Annotated in this window: 12 protein-coding genes; 3 read left to right on the top strand and 9 right to left on the bottom strand. The window is 53.9% G+C overall.

Going from position 1 to position 15,216, the window contains the following annotated elements; genetic code table 11:
- Nucleotides 1-404: 404 nt before the first annotated feature.
- The 3 genes from YERSI8AC_RS24035 to mdlC all read right to left on the bottom strand — a co-directional run bounded on the left by YERSI8AC_RS24035 (nt 405) and on the right by mdlC (nt 4,588).
- The gene (locus tag YERSI8AC_RS24035; RefSeq protein WP_159177767.1) at nt 405-1,856 is read right to left on the bottom strand and encodes an aldehyde dehydrogenase; all 1,452 of its coding nucleotides are present in this window, start codon (nt 1,854-1,856) and stop codon (nt 405-407) included.
- 51 nt (nt 1,857-1,907) lie between these two features.
- Nucleotides 1,908-2,927 (bottom strand): TRAP transporter substrate-binding protein, encoded by a 1,020-nt coding sequence (locus YERSI8AC_RS24040; protein ID WP_159177768.1) that lies wholly within the window; start codon nt 2,925-2,927, stop codon nt 1,908-1,910.
- Nucleotides 2,928-3,001: 74 nt separating this feature from the next.
- Nucleotides 3,002-4,588, bottom strand: a complete 1,587-nt coding sequence (gene mdlC, locus YERSI8AC_RS24045) for a benzoylformate decarboxylase (RefSeq protein WP_159177769.1) — start codon at nt 4,586-4,588, stop codon at nt 3,002-3,004.
- Between the two features lie 99 nt (nt 4,589-4,687).
- Here mdlC and YERSI8AC_RS24050 point away from each other — a divergent pair, with 99 nt between their 5' ends.
- Nucleotides 4,688-5,587: a LysR substrate-binding domain-containing protein gene (locus YERSI8AC_RS24050; RefSeq protein WP_141440293.1), complete on the top strand. Its 900-nt coding sequence runs from the start codon at nt 4,688-4,690 to the stop codon at nt 5,585-5,587.
- Nucleotides 5,588-5,919: 332 nt separating this feature from the next.
- A complete protein-coding gene (locus YERSI8AC_RS24055; protein ID WP_159177770.1) occupies nt 5,920-6,864 on the top strand; it encodes a ketopantoate reductase family protein in 945 nt (314 codons plus the stop codon).
- Between the two features lie 180 nt (nt 6,865-7,044).
- On the opposite strand, the gene YERSI8AC_RS24060 is transcribed toward YERSI8AC_RS24055, so the two are convergent.
- From YERSI8AC_RS24060 to YERSI8AC_RS24085, 6 genes are all read right to left on the bottom strand, one after another.
- On the bottom strand, nt 7,045-8,091 hold the full coding sequence (locus YERSI8AC_RS24060) for a TRAP transporter substrate-binding protein (RefSeq protein WP_159177771.1): 1,047 nt from the start codon (nt 8,089-8,091) through the stop codon (nt 7,045-7,047).
- Nucleotides 8,092-8,146: 55 nt separating this feature from the next.
- Nucleotides 8,147-9,595, bottom strand: coding sequence for an aldehyde dehydrogenase (locus tag YERSI8AC_RS24065; protein ID WP_159177772.1), 1,449 nt, complete (start codon nt 9,593-9,595; stop codon nt 8,147-8,149).
- Nucleotides 9,596-9,641: 46 nt separating this feature from the next.
- Nucleotides 9,642-10,472 (bottom strand): p-hydroxycinnamoyl CoA hydratase/lyase, encoded by an 831-nt coding sequence (locus YERSI8AC_RS24070; RefSeq protein WP_159177773.1) that lies wholly within the window; start codon nt 10,470-10,472, stop codon nt 9,642-9,644.
- A gap of 163 nt (nt 10,473-10,635) precedes the next feature.
- Nucleotides 10,636-11,955: a TRAP transporter large permease gene (locus YERSI8AC_RS24075; RefSeq protein ID WP_141440288.1), complete on the bottom strand. Its 1,320-nt coding sequence runs from the start codon at nt 11,953-11,955 to the stop codon at nt 10,636-10,638.
- A complete protein-coding gene (locus YERSI8AC_RS24080) occupies nt 11,955-12,590 on the bottom strand; it encodes a TRAP transporter small permease (RefSeq protein WP_159177774.1) in 636 nt (211 codons plus the stop codon). The genes YERSI8AC_RS24075 and YERSI8AC_RS24080 overlap by 1 nt, the downstream gene beginning before the upstream one ends.
- A 154-nt stretch (nt 12,591-12,744) precedes the next feature.
- A complete protein-coding gene (locus YERSI8AC_RS24085) occupies nt 12,745-13,248 on the bottom strand; it encodes a MarR family winged helix-turn-helix transcriptional regulator (protein WP_159177775.1) in 504 nt (167 codons plus the stop codon).
- A gap of 143 nt (nt 13,249-13,391) precedes the next feature.
- On the opposite strand from YERSI8AC_RS24085, the gene YERSI8AC_RS24090 reads away from it, so the two are divergent.
- Nucleotides 13,392-15,203 (top strand): feruloyl-CoA synthase, encoded by a 1,812-nt coding sequence (locus tag YERSI8AC_RS24090; RefSeq protein WP_236557415.1) that lies wholly within the window; start codon nt 13,392-13,394, stop codon nt 15,201-15,203.
- Nucleotides 15,204-15,216: the final 13 nt, after the last annotated feature.

Raw genomic sequence — 15,216 nt, forward strand, 5'->3', positions numbered from 1 at the left:
ATAGCGAATACTAGTTCGCCTTATACGACCACATTAGTCCACTATCAGGCGTAGGGCTAATCGACATTCGTCTATGCTCAGGTATAGCAACGCGTCGTTCTAGCCGAGTGCTTAGAGTCTCCAGTGCTGCTGGCTAGAAGGCTTGTTATACAAGGTACAATGGCATTATATAATTGGACTTTTCCAATATTTACTCACCACTATGGTCGAGGCAGCGACTAGTAGCGCAATTAACGATCGCCTGAAGCACCAAAAAAAGCCACCTTTAAACACACCAAGGCGGCTTCAGTGTGAAAAATACGATTACCTTGTCAGATCGATATATTTCTCTACCGAGCGAGTCGCCCCACCATAAGGATTTCTTATTGACGTCGCTTTCTTACCAGACATCCTTCTTGCACTAGCTAAATGGGATAATGGCGTGGGCCAAGCTGCATGGTCATCCAGCGCAGATCGGTGAACTCCTCAATCCCGGCCTTACCGCCAAAGCGTCCGTAGCCGCTCGATTTAACGCCGCCAAAGGGCATCTGCGGCTCATCGTGAACGGTGGGTGCATTGATATGGCAAATACCCGACTCAATGCGCTGCGCAAACTGCATCGCCCGGGCGGTGTCACGGCTGAAGACGGCGGCAGAAAGGCCATACTCACTATCGTTCGCCACACGCAGGGCTTCCTCTTCATCTTTAACACGCATCATCGTCACCACCGGGCCAAACGACTCTTCGCCATACAGGCGCATCGCATTAGTAACTCCATCCACCACGGTCGGCTGCATAATGACGCCTTCGGCCTTGCCGCCACAGGCTAAACGAGCGCCATGCTGCTGGGCGTCGTCAAGCAGGGCGTTGAGCTTCTCGCCCGATTCGCGATTGATCAGCGTACCCAGCGCGTTACCTTCACCTCGGGGATCGCCCGCGCGCAGCGTTTGTGCTTTGCGAGCCAGTTTTTCGACGAAGGCATCAGCGACCGCATCCACCACAATCAACCGCTCAGTGGACATACAGATCTGGCCCTGGTTGAAGAAGGCGCCAAAGGCGGCGGCCTCAACGGCAGCATCCAGGTCGGCATCTTCCAGCACCACGAACGGCGCCTTTCCACCAAGTTCCAGCAAGACCGGCTTAAGATGGCGCGCGGCCTTTTCGGCAATAATGCGCCCCACCTGAGTAGAGCCAGTGAAATTAATACGGCGCACGGCTTGGTGCTCAATCAGCGACTCGACGACCTCGGCGGCCTGCGGGGGCGCATTGGTCACCACGTTAACGATGCCATCGCCCAGACCCGCCTCAATCAGTACCTCCCCAATCAGGTGATGCGTCGCGGGGCACTGTTCAGAGGCCTTAAGAATCACCGTATTACCACACGCCAGCGGCGTCGCAATGGCACGCGTGCCAAGAATAATAGGCGCGTTCCAGGGGGCGATCCCCACCACCACGCCGCAGGGTACCCGCACGCCCATCGCCAAACTTCCGGGCACGTTGGAGGGTATTACCTCACCACCTACCTGCGTAGTCAGCGATGCCGCCTCGCGCAGGATGCTGGCGGCGACCATGACGTTAAAACCTGCCCAGCCTGGCGTAGCGCCGGTTTCATCTACCATACGTTCGATAAACTCCGCCTGTCGCGCTTCCATGGCCTCTGCAGCTTTGAGCAGCTTGGCGCGCTTTTCACCGGGGCCCGTTGCTGACCAAGCCGGGAAGGCACGGTCTGCAGCCTCGGCGGCGGCCTGAGCATCGCTAACCGATGCGGCCGCTATACAGGTGACAGTTTCTCCGCTCAGCGGGTTGGTGTGCTCGAAGGTGGCGGACTCGTGAGCTGAGCGTGAATGACCACCTATAAGCAGATCGAGAGTGTTCATGGCGTATTCCTATAATTTAAATGGTAAGGCTGACTACCGTTGCGCCAATACTTATTCTTCACACTGACCGCGTAACGTCAGAGCTTTCTCGTAGACAGAACGAGCGCTATCCAAGCCTCTCTGCTCAAGTTGCTCGAGGTAGTTCTCAGTACCTTGCTCAAGAGGGGGAGCCCAGGCGGGGTCATTGAGGGGATCTTCCACTGCATAGATGGTATCACCTTGAGCCACAGCCTCTTCACGTCCAGTTTTATCAATATCATCAAAAACTTGACCGGCCTTACTAGCCCATGCCATACCGCTATTATTATCAATCACTGCTTTTAGTTCGGGAGAGAGTCGATCATAAGAGGCCTGATTCATAGTGGCTACAAACGTGCCTGTATAGTATGGCAACTCCAAGTGATGACTCACTAACTCGTTGATACGAAACACCGTCATGGCTTCCCAGGGGAAACTCAATCCATCTATCACGCCACGCTGCAGTGACGTATAAATATCTGGTGCAGGAATACCCACTGGGTGCGCCCCCATACTTGTGAGCATTTCTCCTGCTACCTCACTGGGGTGACGCATCCTAAGGCCTTCTAAATCAGCGGGCGTTTTAATTTCGGAATCTTGTGTATGTAAATAGGCTGGCCCAGTGGTGAATAAAAATAGCGTATGGGCATCTTCGTACTCCTCCGCTATGTCGCCTTCATCATAGAGTGTTTGTAAAATACAAGCCCCTTGCGATGCGCTAGTGGATACGCCAGGAAGCTGCACGATCTCGGAGAGAGGGAAGCGACCGGAGGTATAGCCTTGTACAGTGATGGCAATGTCAGCGACGCCATTAACCGCCGCCTCGTAAGCCTGGTCAGCCTTGCTCAAAGTTTGAGAAGGGTAGATTTCTACTTTTAACTGGCCGCCAGACTCCTGCTCTACTTTTTCTGCCCAGGCTTGATAAATTTCCTGGTTAACCGTCGAGCTGGCAGGCCATAGGTGGGCCATGCGTAGTGTTGTGTCAGCATTAACCGACGTACATAGAACTACTGTAGATATGCTGAATAGCAGTGGCGATATCGTTTTTTTCATGAGGGTTCTCTCTGTCATTGTTATTACCTTCATTGTTTGGCGTGATCTCCACGCCCTCTGGGTATAGCGTCGAATCAAGGCTCTATCGTTGTTGTCGGCACCTCCAGCAATATCGGGCGGGAAGCATCCAGCGCCCGGCATAGCGCGTCCTCGAAGGACTCAAGCGTCTCAGTACGAACCGCCTCAACACCGTACCCCCGAGCCAATTCACAAAAATCTAGCCCAGGCACGTCGAGCCCCGGAGCGTCTTCTGCATCCAGCAGCCGCGAGAACCAGCGTAGCGCTCCATAGGTATCGTTCTTGAGAATGATAAATACCACCGGAACGTTGTACTGGGCGGCGCTCCACAGAGCGCTGATAGCATAGTTCGCTGAACCGTCACCGATGACCGCAATCACCTGCCGATTGGGTTGAGCTAATTGCACGCCCACGGCAGCAGGCAAGCCAAACCCGAGCCCCCCTGCCGCCGGGAAGAAGAAGCTGCCAGGGTGGCGCATCTCAACGCGCTGCCAGAAAGCAGTCACTGTCGACGTCGACTCTTTAACGTAGATCGCATCCTCTGGCGCTAAGGTATTAAGGGAGTCAAAGACACTCTCCGGGGCTAGACGTCCAGAGGAAACCGCCTGAGGTGGTGGCAAAGGAAGGGGGGTGGGCAGAACACGGTCACTTTGTGCCAACAATGGCAGCAGAGCCTCCAGAGTGGCATGGATGTCGCCAACTAGAGCATTGCCCACCGGGGCGCGGGCAGCCTCCTGCACGTCGCCAGTCAAATGCAACAGTTTCGCGCCTTGGGGTAAGTAACGACCCGGCGCATATTGGTGATAGCGAAACACCGGAGCACCAATCACCAGTATCAAATCATGGCCGTCCAGCTTATCTGAAATTCCCGAAATGGCCGCCGGTAACACACCGCGGAAACAGGCATGACGCGTTGGAAACGGGCAGCGTGAAGCAGACGGTGCCACCCACACCGGCATACAGAGTCGCTCGCTCAGCTCCACGGCCAGTGAATTGGCACGTACAGCATCAACCTCAGGCCCTAGTACTAACACGGGGCTATGAGCTTGCTTGAGGTTTTTAGCCAAGGCTTCCAGCTGGGTGGCTGACGGTAAACCGGCATGGCTAACGTCGTGCTGAACGACTTGGGCTGCGTCATCTTCAAGTTCATGATCCCAGTCGTCATAAGGAATCGAGACATAGACCGGCCCACGGGCTGGCAGATTAGCCATGTGAATCGCCTGGCTCAACGTACGCGGCACATCCTCTGCACAGGCAGGCTCGTAACTCCATTTAACCAATGGGCGTGGAAGTGACGATGCATCAACATTAGCCAGCATCGCTTCAACACCGATCATAGAACGCGCTTGTTGGCCTGCCGTAATGACCAACGGTGAATGGGAATACCAAGCATTGGTCAGTGCTCCCATCGCATTGCCGGTACCTGCGGCTGCATGTAAGTTGACCAGCACCGGCTGCCCGCTGGCCAGGGAGTAGCCGTCGGCCATGCCAACAACCACTCCTTCATGAAGGCCAAGGATGTAACGAAAGTCTTCAGGAAAGCGCTTTAGGAACGGCAGTTCATTGGAGCCAGGGTTACCGAAAACAGTGTTGAGTCCCTGTCGGCGGAGAAGCTGGTAAGTAATAGAGTGTACGGTTGACATATTTGGCTCTAGTGTGAAGACGTTTGTTTCACACTAATTGGCCTTTAAAAATCCATCAAATAAATATATGTTCTATAAAATATAAATGGTATCTATTACATGGCCGCTATTGATCTAAATCTAGTCAGGGTATTTGTCACTCTCTTTGATGCACGTAGCGTCACGGTGGCAGCGGATCGTTTGAACGTCACTCAGCCGTCAGTGAGTTACGCACTTTCGAGATTGCGCGACTTGTTTGACGACCGTCTTTTTGTGCGTTCTCGAGACGGCATGGAGCCGACCTTCACTGCGATACAGCTCTACCCAACACTGCGCGACTCATTAGCCCAGATCGACAGTACGCTGGAGGAAAATCGCGAGTTTGTCCCGCGCTCTTCACATAGGCGATTTCGACTAGCCCTTACTGACCTCGGCGAGCTAGCACTATTGCCACGCATTCTCTCCCATATACACGCCGAGGCACCAAATGTTGAGCTTGAAGTCATTGCTTTGGAAATCGACAAGGTCGAAGAGTGGCTGGCAGCAGGGAAGGTTAACGCGGTCATCTGTAGTAGGCCTATTACTGCCTCTGGCGTAGAGCGCCGAACCATTCTCAAGGAGCGATATGTTTGCCTGTTGAATCGCCATCACCCAAGTATTGATGATCATCTCAGCTTGGAGCAGTTTATGGATGCTAAACATGCTGTGGTTGCTGTTTCGTCAGGGCATAGTCTGGCGGAAGATGTGCTGGCAGGGCTGGGGTTGAAGCGTAAGGTTAGCCTCGTAGTGCCCCACTTCTCTATTTTACCGAGAGTCCTGCAAAAGAGCGATTTGGTAGTGATTTTACCTCAGCAAATTGCTTCTGCCTTTGTGAATGAAGCACCACTAAAAGCACTTGAATTACCATTCGAAGTACCTCCATTCGATGTAACACTTTACTGGCAGGCACACACTTCGCGTTCGCCAGCTCAACGTTGGCTTTGTGAAAGCATCATTACCGCTATCACTGAGGAAAAGTGATTTTTTCGCAAGCTAGTTTGATATAAGCCGTGTGGCACATACAACCAGCTCTCGAAAATTCAGCTGTCAGTGGCACCGCTGTTTTAACAGCTTATATAGCACATGGATGATGACATTAACTGGCTATAGATATGCTTTATGACCAATCTACAATTTATTTATTTTATTTATTTAAAAGCAATGCAGTATAAATGACAGTTTATAAACGTGCATACGAGAGAATATTAGCGCTGTTCAAAACTGCCTAACACGCCTGACCACCCCTTTAATAGACTTAGTCAAAATTAAACAATATAAATTTCTAAGTGTAGAGCTTTTAAGAGGATAAAATAGTGAATAACCAAACCAGACAAGAACCTAGTATCGCTATCCTTGGTGCAGGAGCAATGGGTGGACTAATAGGAGGGAGACTTTCCGAAGGCGGTGCGGACGTTACTTTGATTGATGTTAATGCAGAGCATGTTGATGCTTTGCGCAAGAATGGTCTCAAGCTCAAGACAGATAAAGGTGAGCGGTACATCCCTATCCCGGTGCTTTTTCCTTGGGAAGTGAGTAAAACCTATGACCTTATTATAGTTTTCACTAAAACAATGCACACAAATTCGGCAATTACAGCGATAAGTTCAGCAATAGACTCTAATACTGTCCTCTTAAGCCTGCAAAATGGTCTCGACAATAAGCTTTCTCTTATGGAGTTCGTAGATCAAAAAAATATTGTGGTTGGTATTACCACTTATCCTGCAGACATGAAGGGGCCAGGGTATGTGGAGTCTCATGGTGAAGGCATTGTCAGGCTAGCCGCCGCCTCATCTACGGTTGCGCCACCAATACTTAATTATATACCTGAGCTCTTCACACACAGTGGGATAAAAACCATTATTGATCCACAGGTAGAGGTGGCAATTTGGGAAAAAGTGATATTTAACGCGGCTTTAAATGGCCTTTGTGCAGTCACTAGATCAACCGTTGGCCAAGTGGGCGCTAATGCGGACACTAGAGAACTTGCATTTCAAATTATCGGTGAACTTTGTACTACCGCCCATGTATGTGGCTTTGCTGTTCAGAATGAGCGTATCGAGAAAACCGTGAGCGAAGCACTGGAACTGCACGCTTCCCATAAACCTTCTATGCTCCAGGACGTACTTGCAGAAAGGCCTACCGAAATTGAAGCTATTTGTGGCGCTGCAGTACGCCGTGCGGAAGAGCACAACATCGCGGTACCTGTTACTCGCACTATTCTGGGGCTTGTTCGCCACATTGACCGGCACTTAAAATGAGGAGGTCAGTTGATTTGCATAATTAAGGCTTTATGTACTAATAAAAATTAAATTAAAGCCTTGGCAAGCCCGCGTAAGCATATAATAAAATCCGCCTTCTAGCTGTAAGCCAGAAGGCGGATTTTTTGCTAGTGGTAAACATAACCTTAGCGCGTTGGATGGTGCAGGTAGGGATATGGACTACTCTGTCTGCTCGGTATACTTCTCTACCAATCGAGTCGCATCGTCATAAAGCAGTTGTCCATCAAAACCTCGGCTCCCCATGTCGTCAATCCATTGGGCCGTGGCCGTCTCGGCAGCCGCTTGCCAGGGTGCCAGTGCGTCTTGAGCGATGTAGAACATTTCACTCTCACCCGTCGCTTCAATAGCTTCAATTGCGTCCTTTTCCGCTTGATCCATGACCTGGCCGATTCGTTGCGCCTCTTGAAGCCCCGCATTATCGTCGATTACCTGCTTCAGCTCTGGTGAAAGCGCATCGTAACTAGCTTGGTTTAAGGCCAGCACCATCATTGCCGTATATAAACCATGATCGCCCTCGAAAAAGGTGTGATTCTGGGCAACGTCCAGCACGCCCAAAGCCGCAGCGCTTTCAAAGGGCAGTGTCAGGCCATCGATTACCCCGCGCGAAATCGCTTCTGGAATTTGCGGCATCGGCATACCCACCGCTTGAGCCCCCAGAAGTCCCAGATAGCGATTCATGGTTTTCGAAGGGGCGCGAATAGCCAGCCCATCCAGCTCATCAGCACTCTCAATCGCCACGTCTCGGGTATGGATTTTGCCCGGCGTATGGGCAAATACAGCGATAGGATAGACGCCCTCAAAGGCAGCCTGCATGTGCGTTGTCGCAAACTCATGGGCTGCCATGCTGGTGGCTTCGCCCGTAGTGGGCAGGAAGGGTTGGTCGAATGCTTCAGACTCGGGGAAGCGATTCGGCGTATAGCTGAGTAGCGTCCAGGCAATATCGACTACCCCGTCCTTGGCCTGGTCGTAGAGCGATGGCGCCGCCCCTCCCAGTTGCATGGCAGGGAATATTTCCACCTTGATAGCCCCCTCGGACTGCTCTTCAATACGCTTAGCCCAGGGTTCCAGATACTCGGTCTGCACTGGCGTTGCAGGGGCAGCAAAGTGGTGCAAGCGCAGGGTCACCGTGTCTTGGGCATAGCCACTACCGCTAAAAAGTAGGCCGCTTAACAACGCGAGGCTGGCGAGTGTGGGTTTTATTGTCATTGTAGTAACCTCCTTACTTATAGCCTTATTAAAAGAAAGTGTGTCAGGCACTTATCTAAATGGGGTAGTGGCGCGGGCCATGCTGCATGGTCATCCAGCGCAGGTCGGTGAACTCCTCAATCCCGGCCTTACCACCAAAGCGCCCATAGCCGCTCGATTTAACGCCGCCAAAGGGCATTTGCGGCTCATCGTGGACGGTAGGTGCATTGATATGGCAAATACCCGACTCAATGCGCTGCGCAAACTGCATCGCCCGGGCGGTGTCGCGGCTGAAGACGGCGGCAGAAAGGCCATACTCACTATCGTTCGCCACACGCAGGGCTTCCTCTTCATCTTTAACACGCATCAGCGCCACCACCGGGCCAAACGACTCTTCGCCATACAGGCGCATCGCCTTGGTAACCCCATCCACCACGGTAGGCTGCATAATGACGCCTTCGGCCTTGCCGCCGCAGGCTAGGCGCGCGCCATGCTGTTGGGCGTCATCCAGCAGGGCGTTGAGTTTCTCGCCTGATTCGCTATTGATCAGCGCACCCAGCGCGTTGCCTTCACCACGCGGATCGCCCGCGCGCAGCGTTTCCGCCTTGCGGGCCAGTTTTTCGACGAAGGCATCGGCGACCGCATCCACCACGATCAGCCGCTCGGTGGACATACAGATCTGGCCTTGATTGAAAAAGGCGCCAAAGGCAGCGGCCTCAACGGCAGCATCCAGGTCGGCATCTTCAAGCACCACGAACGGCGCCTTTCCGCCCAGCTCCAGCAGAACCGGCTTAAGATGACGCGCCGCCTTCTCGGCAATAATGCGCCCTACCTGGGTAGAACCGGTGAAGTTGATACGCCGCACGGCTTGATGCTCGATCAGCGCCTCGACGACCTCGGCGGCCTGCGGGGGCGCATTGGTCACCACATTAACAATGCCATCGCCCAGGCCAGCCTCGATCAGCACCTCCCCAATCAGGTGGTGGGTCGCGGGACACTGCTCCGAGGCCTTAAGGATCACCGTATTGCCACACGCCAGCGGTGTTGCAATGGCACGGGTGCCCAGAATAATCGGCGCGTTCCAGGGAGCGATCCCTACCACCACGCCGCATGGAACCCGCACGCCCATCGCTAAACTGCCGGGCACGTTAGAGGGTATGACTTCGCCGCCTACCTGCGTGGTCAGCGACGCCGCCTCGCGCAGGATGCTGGCGGCGACCATGACGTTAAAGCCTGCCCATCCTGGCGTAGCGCCAGTTTCGTCCACCATACGTTCGATAAACTCCGCTTGGCGCGCCTCCATCATCTCTGCCGCCTTGAGCAGCTTGGCGCGCTTTTCGCCGGGGCCCGTCGCAGACCAGGCAGGGAATGCCTTTGCAGCCGCTTCAACCGCCCGAACCGCATCGCCAGTAGATGCCGCCGCAGCCTGAGTGACGGTATCGCCGGTGAGAGGGTTGGTTCGCGTAAAGGTCGCGCCTTGGTGAGCAGCACACTGCTCACTACCAATTAAAAGATTAAGATCCATGATCTGACTCTCCTCAAAAGGGTGGTCGAATATTGGTATAAAGCCCTTACCGCTGGTAGCTTTCCAACCCCGGCTTGATGCTCTTTTCATCAAGGAACTGTTTAAGCCCTTGGGCGCGACCCTGCTCAGGATCAAGATGCTGCGCCTGATCAAGCTTGGCGTAGAGATACTCTTCGTTCTGCTCCCAGGTCAGTTCGCGGCTCATTTTGAAGCCAATCTTGGCGGCACGCAGCACAACGGGGTTCTTGTCACGCAGCGTAGCGGCTAACTTGCGGGTGGCTTCGCGTAGCTCGGTCAGCGGTACACTTTTATTAACCAGCCCCATTTTAGCTGCCTGGGGGCCGGTAAATGTTTCCCCGGTCATGATGTAGTAGAGCGCTTCCCGGTGGCCCACGGTATCGGCCATGGCTTTACTCACCAGGTTACCGGGAGGGATACCCCAGTTGATTTCAGAGAGACCAAAAACCGACTCATCGGCGGCAATCGCCAAATCGCAGGCCACCAGCGGCGAGAAAGCCCCGCCAAAGCACCAGCCATTAACCATGGCGATGGTGGGCTTGGCGTAGTGACGCAAGAGCTTCCACTGCCAGGTAGAGGCATCACGGCGCACTTTGACCTGAACAATCTCGGGGCTGGCGTCGATCTCGCGGAAGTACTCTTTAAGATCCATACCGGCCGAAAAGGATTCGCCCTCGCCGGTTAATACCAGCACGTGGGCCTCTTGATCCAGTTCGATAGTTTCCAGCACATCGATCATTTCACGATTGAGCGTCGGGCTCATGGCGTTGCGCTTTTCAGGGCGATTTAACGTCACCCAGGCAATGCCCTCTTCGACGTTAACTTTTACGGTTTGCCAGCGATCTTGGTAGTTACTCATCTCTTGCTCCTTGGGTTTTATCAAACGACTTACAACGTTACTTATCAAAAACGACTGTTTAACAATCTGTTCAGCGCTGAACTTTTCGATTAGCTATCTCCTCGCCATCAAGGTGGGCGTTAGCCTTCGCTGGCTCGCGTCATGGGACATGTGTTCACCTTGATCAATTGATTAAGTAGACGAAGCCAAGCGAGATGGCGGGGAAGAGCACCAGCAAGATAATGCGAATAAGATCGGCCGCTAAAAAAGGCAGGATGCCTTTAAAGGTCTCCGTTAAAGGAATGCGGGGAGCCATGGAGTGGATAATGAAAATGTTCAGCCCCACCGGCGGCGTGATCATGCCAACCTCGACGACCACCAGCGCTAAAATGCCGAACCATATCGCCACATCCGTTGCGGGCATGCCGAAGTCCATCCCCGTGACGATAGGCAGAAAGATAGGCACGGTTAACAAGATCATCGAGAGGCTGTCCATAAAGCAGCCAAGCACTAAATAGCAGAACAGAATTCCAGCCAGAACCACCCAGGGACTGATCTCGAGCCCCACTATCCAACCGGCGGTCATTTGCGGAAGCTGGGTCAGAGCAAGGAAGCTATTGAAGACACTGGCGCCAAGTACAATGAAGAAGATCATTGCCGAGGTCACCGCGGTCTCAAGTACACAGTCCCGCAGGCCGTTCCAACGCAGTCCGCCTTTTGTGATTGCCAGGGCACCGGTGGAGACCGCACCGACGGCGGCGGCTTCGGTAGGCGTAAAGATACCGGTATAGATGCCCCCAATCACCACGATAAAGATCGCCGCTCCTGGCCAGACCTCCAGCAGTGAGCGCCAACGCTCGCTCCGGGATGCTTTCGCCTTACTCGGCGCACTGTCAGGAAAAAAGCGCACGTAGAGCGAGATGGCCAGCATATAGCTGAACACTGCTAACAACCCCGGCACCAGGGCGGCAGCAAACATTTCATTAATGTTTTGCTCGGCCAGGATGGCGTAGATAACCAACACCACAGAAGGGGGAATCAAAATGCCCAGAGTGCCGCCAGCAGCCAGTGCGCCGGTTGCCAGACTGCCGCGATACCCTTGGCGCTCCATTTCAGGTAGCGCCACTTGTGTCATGGTCGCGGCGGTCGCCAGCGAAGAGCCGCAAATGGCCCCAAAAGCACCACAGGCGCCAATCGTGGACATCGCTAGCCCACCGCGGCGGTGTCCCAGCCAGTCATTGGCCGCCTGAAACATGGCCCGGGAGAGACCCGCTCTCGCCGCAAACTGCCCCATGAGCAGAAAAAGCGGAATAATGGATAGCGTATGGCTGGAAAAGTGTTCGTAAGGGAGCGTCTTTAAGCCATTTAAAATGCCCATCGGGCCGGTGATCAGCATCATCCCTACGGCACCGACAACCAGCATGGCCAAGCCGATGGGAATACGCGTAGCCATCATGAATAGCAGTACCACAAAGCCGCTAGCGCCCAAAGTGAGTGGTGTCATCACTGGTCTCCCTGGGCGGAGCTTTCTTGAACCTCAGCCGAGCTGCTTTGAGTCGGACTATTTTGTTTAGAACCTGGCTGTGGCGGATCGTAAGTAAACGCATCGCAGGTGCGATAGAGACAAACCAGCGTCAACAGCGTGAACCCCACCAGACCGCCGACGTACCCCCACCAGAGCGGTATATCCAGCAGCATGCTGGTTTCCATATAGCGTCGTTTATCGAGCAAGCCATGAAAGAGGCGCCAGGTCATTAACCCTGCCACCACCAAAAAGAGCGTTTCGGCAACAACGGCGAGCAGGCGCTGAACAATGGGCGGCGCGTGCATGACCAGTAAATCCACCGTGACATGCCCACCGCGAAGATGGCAGTAAGGTAAAAACAGAAAAACGGCAATGGCAGTCCCCATTTCCACCAGCTCGTAATCGCCAGTGATTGGGCCCACCCACTCCAGCATCGTCATATCGCTTAATACTGGCGCACTGGCTACCCACCGGCCAAGAATGCTGACGACGGTGATGATCGCGAGTGCTGCGACCAGCAAGCCGCCGCTTATCGCGGCAACCCTACAGGGTGTCTCAAGACTACGGCGCATCAATGCAGTGCCGAGTGTCGGTACCGTCGCTAAGCTGCTCATCGTTTCGTCTCTTTGTTTTTGGAATTCGCTGTATGGCTGAAACCCACCTTGCGCTATACACCGCGAGACCGTCACAACCAAACTAGTTACTTAATATAAGTAATTGTCTTTGAGAGAGCATGCAAGCGTTGCCGACAAAAATACGCCTAAAGTTTTATTCCTCGATGGTGTCCGCTGCGTATATTTTCACTAACAGAGATAGCAGCTGACGCCGTTCAATCTCACTAAGTGTTTGAGTTGCATTGATATCACTCTGTTCAGCCAGTTCTTTTAGCTGTTCGGTTAAGGCTTCGCCTTTTTTGCTAAGAAAAATCCCGTGTGACCGCCGATCTCGCTTACATCGCACCCGCAAAGCAAGCCCTCTTTCCTCTAGATTATTAATTAGGCTAACGATTCTGGGCGGATCAATGTCCAGCACCTTGGCTAAATTGGTTTGAGTGATGCCGGGATAGCCTTCAATCACCACAAGCGAAGAGAACTGGGCAGGGCGTATTTCATACTCCTGCATGGCCTCATTAAAATGTTTAAAAACAGCCAGCTGCGCTCTTCTCAAGGCGTAACCAAGGCGATTTTCAAGCACCAGACCGGCGACAGAAGTCGGCTCTTTTTCGTCAGGCTCAACTTGCTGAATAGACGTGCCCTTTTTAGATATGGCCATGCGTTAATTCCTATCTCATTTAAATAATTACAACTATGGTCTTAAATCAGCATCCTAGCTAATCATCTAGTTAACAACTATAACTATATTCGCCAAGATGACAGCACACAACAAATCCAAGATTTTTCGCTATGGAGCTATTCATGTCACTCCCCCCTCCGCTTACTAACACCACCTTCCATGAGTACCGGCTACACGGGGGCGATGTTCCCAGTTATCCCAGCAGCATGACCCAGCGCCTAACCCATTGGGCAAGCGAAACACCACTGAGCCCCTTTTTAGCTGAGCGAGAAGAGGGCCGACACAGGTGGCGAACGCTAACCTTCGGCGAAGCAATGCCACAAGTGAACCGCCTGGCACAAGCACTGATTAATCATGGCCTGTCGACGGAGCGGCCGCTGATGGTGCTGTCGGGAAACAGCATCGATCACGCACTGCTTGCCTGTGCCGCCATGCATGTGGGCATTCCCTACGTGCCGGTGTCACCCTCTTACGCGCTGTTATCAGAAGATTTCGTTAAGCTTCGGCATGTGGTGAAACTGGTGACCCCAGGAATGCTATTTGTCGATGAGGAGGCGCGCTTTAGTCGGGCGTTGGCGGCCGTTTGCGATAATGACGTCACCTGTGTGGCCAAGGTGCCAACTCTGCGAGCCCTGACCTTTGATTCCCTCGCCGCGACGCCAGCGACTGTCGCGGTGGAGAGTGCCCACGCCCGCGTAACGCCTGACACTATCGCCAAACTACTCTTTACCTCAGGGTCGACGGGCATGCCCAAAGCGGTAATCAATACCCACCGTATGCTGTGTAGCAATCAAGCCATGCTAGCGAAACGGCTGAGCTTTCTAGAGCAGCACACCCCGGTGTTAGTCGACTGGCTACCCTGGCACCACACCTTCGGCGGCAATACGATTTTGGGGATGGCGATTCATAACGGAGGCGCTTTATATATTGATGATGGCAATCCCACCGCCCAGGGGGTTCAGCGAACCATCGAGAACCTGCGCGAGGTATCGCCCACGTTTTACTGCAATGTCCCCAAGGGGTTCGAGGCGCTGGTCGAGCATTTGCGCAACGATGACTCCCTGCGCGAGGCCTTTTTCCGCGATCTGGAAATGCTGCACTTCGGGGGCGCCGTGCTACCCGCCCATGTGCGTACCGCTCTGGAAGCGTTAGGTAAGCAGACGCGCGGAGCCGCCGTTCCCATGTTGACGGGGCTGGGCTCCACCGAAGCATGCCTGGCTTTTTGCACCGAAGAGCCCAGCGACACACCGGGTTTGATCGGGAAGCCCGTACCTGGCATGGCGCTGAAACTGGTAGCGACGGATGATAAGTGGGAGGCGCGCCTCAAGGGCCTTAACATCACGCCGGGCTACTGGCGCGATACACAGCGAACCAGCGAGGCGTTTGATCACGAAGGCTACTACTGTACCGGGGATGCCATGCGCCTTATTGACCCCGACCACCCCGAACGGGGGCTAATCTTTGATGGCCGACTAAGCGAGAATTTCAAACTGGTGACCGGCACTTGGGTCAATGTGGGCACCCTGCGCCTACACCTTGTCGAACACTTTGCCCCGTTGGTACAGGACATAGTGGTGATCGGCGAAGGGCGTGACTACCTGACGGGAATCGTCGTGTTGAACCTTCCCGCCTGTGAGCAGCAACTGGGCAAAGTGGGCACTCCCCTTGATGCTCTGGCCACAGCCGCCAGCCTGCATCAGTGGTTCGCCCAGCGCCTGGCAGCCCACTGCCGCGGCCAGTCCAGCTCCATGCGGCTGGAGCGCCTGCTACTGCTCAACCAACCGCTCTCCGTTGACCGTGGCGAATTGACCGACAAGGGCTCGGTGAACCAACGGCTTGTGCGCGAGCGCTACTCGGATCTCGTGGCGTGCCTCTACGCTGAGTCACCCAAGGATCCACGCATTATCCTACCCTCTGCGAACCCAGCGCCTTAACTGCGGTACTTTT

The organism is Halomonas sp. 113 (assembly GCF_904067645.1).
Lineage (GTDB): Bacteria > Pseudomonadota > Gammaproteobacteria > Pseudomonadales > Halomonadaceae > Vreelandella > Vreelandella titanicae.

What these genes read in the sequence shown, in the direction of transcription:
- YERSI8AC_RS24070 (WP_159177773.1), bottom strand. Translation starts at nt 10,472, where the DNA reads ATGAGTAACTACCAAGATCGCTGGCAAACCGTAAAAGTTAACGTCGAA.
- YERSI8AC_RS24060 (WP_159177771.1), bottom strand. Translation starts at nt 8,091, where the DNA reads ATGACAATAAAACCCACACTCGCCAGCCTCGCGTTGTTAAGCGGCCTA.
- YERSI8AC_RS24085 (WP_159177775.1), bottom strand. Translation starts at nt 13,248, where the DNA reads ATGGCCATATCTAAAAAGGGCACGTCTATTCAGCAAGTTGAGCCTGAC.
- mdlC (WP_159177769.1), bottom strand. Translation starts at nt 4,588, where the DNA reads ATGTCAACCGTACACTCTATTACTTACCAGCTTCTCCGCCGACAGGGA.
- YERSI8AC_RS24065 (WP_159177772.1), bottom strand. Translation starts at nt 9,595, where the DNA reads ATGGATCTTAATCTTTTAATTGGTAGTGAGCAGTGTGCTGCTCACCAA.
- YERSI8AC_RS24080 (WP_159177774.1), bottom strand. Translation starts at nt 12,590, where the DNA reads ATGAGCAGCTTAGCGACGGTACCGACACTCGGCACTGCATTGATGCGC.
- YERSI8AC_RS24075 (WP_141440288.1), bottom strand. Translation starts at nt 11,955, where the DNA reads ATGACACCACTCACTTTGGGCGCTAGCGGCTTTGTGGTACTGCTATTC.
- YERSI8AC_RS24035 (WP_159177767.1), bottom strand. Translation starts at nt 1,856, where the DNA reads ATGAACACTCTCGATCTGCTTATAGGTGGTCATTCACGCTCAGCTCAC.
- YERSI8AC_RS24050 (WP_141440293.1), top strand. Translation starts at nt 4,688, where the DNA reads ATGGCCGCTATTGATCTAAATCTAGTCAGGGTATTTGTCACTCTCTTT.
- YERSI8AC_RS24090 (WP_236557415.1), top strand. Translation starts at nt 13,392, where the DNA reads ATGTCACTCCCCCCTCCGCTTACTAACACCACCTTCCATGAGTACCGG.
- YERSI8AC_RS24040 (WP_159177768.1), bottom strand. Translation starts at nt 2,927, where the DNA reads ATGAAAAAAACGATATCGCCACTGCTATTCAGCATATCTACAGTAGTT.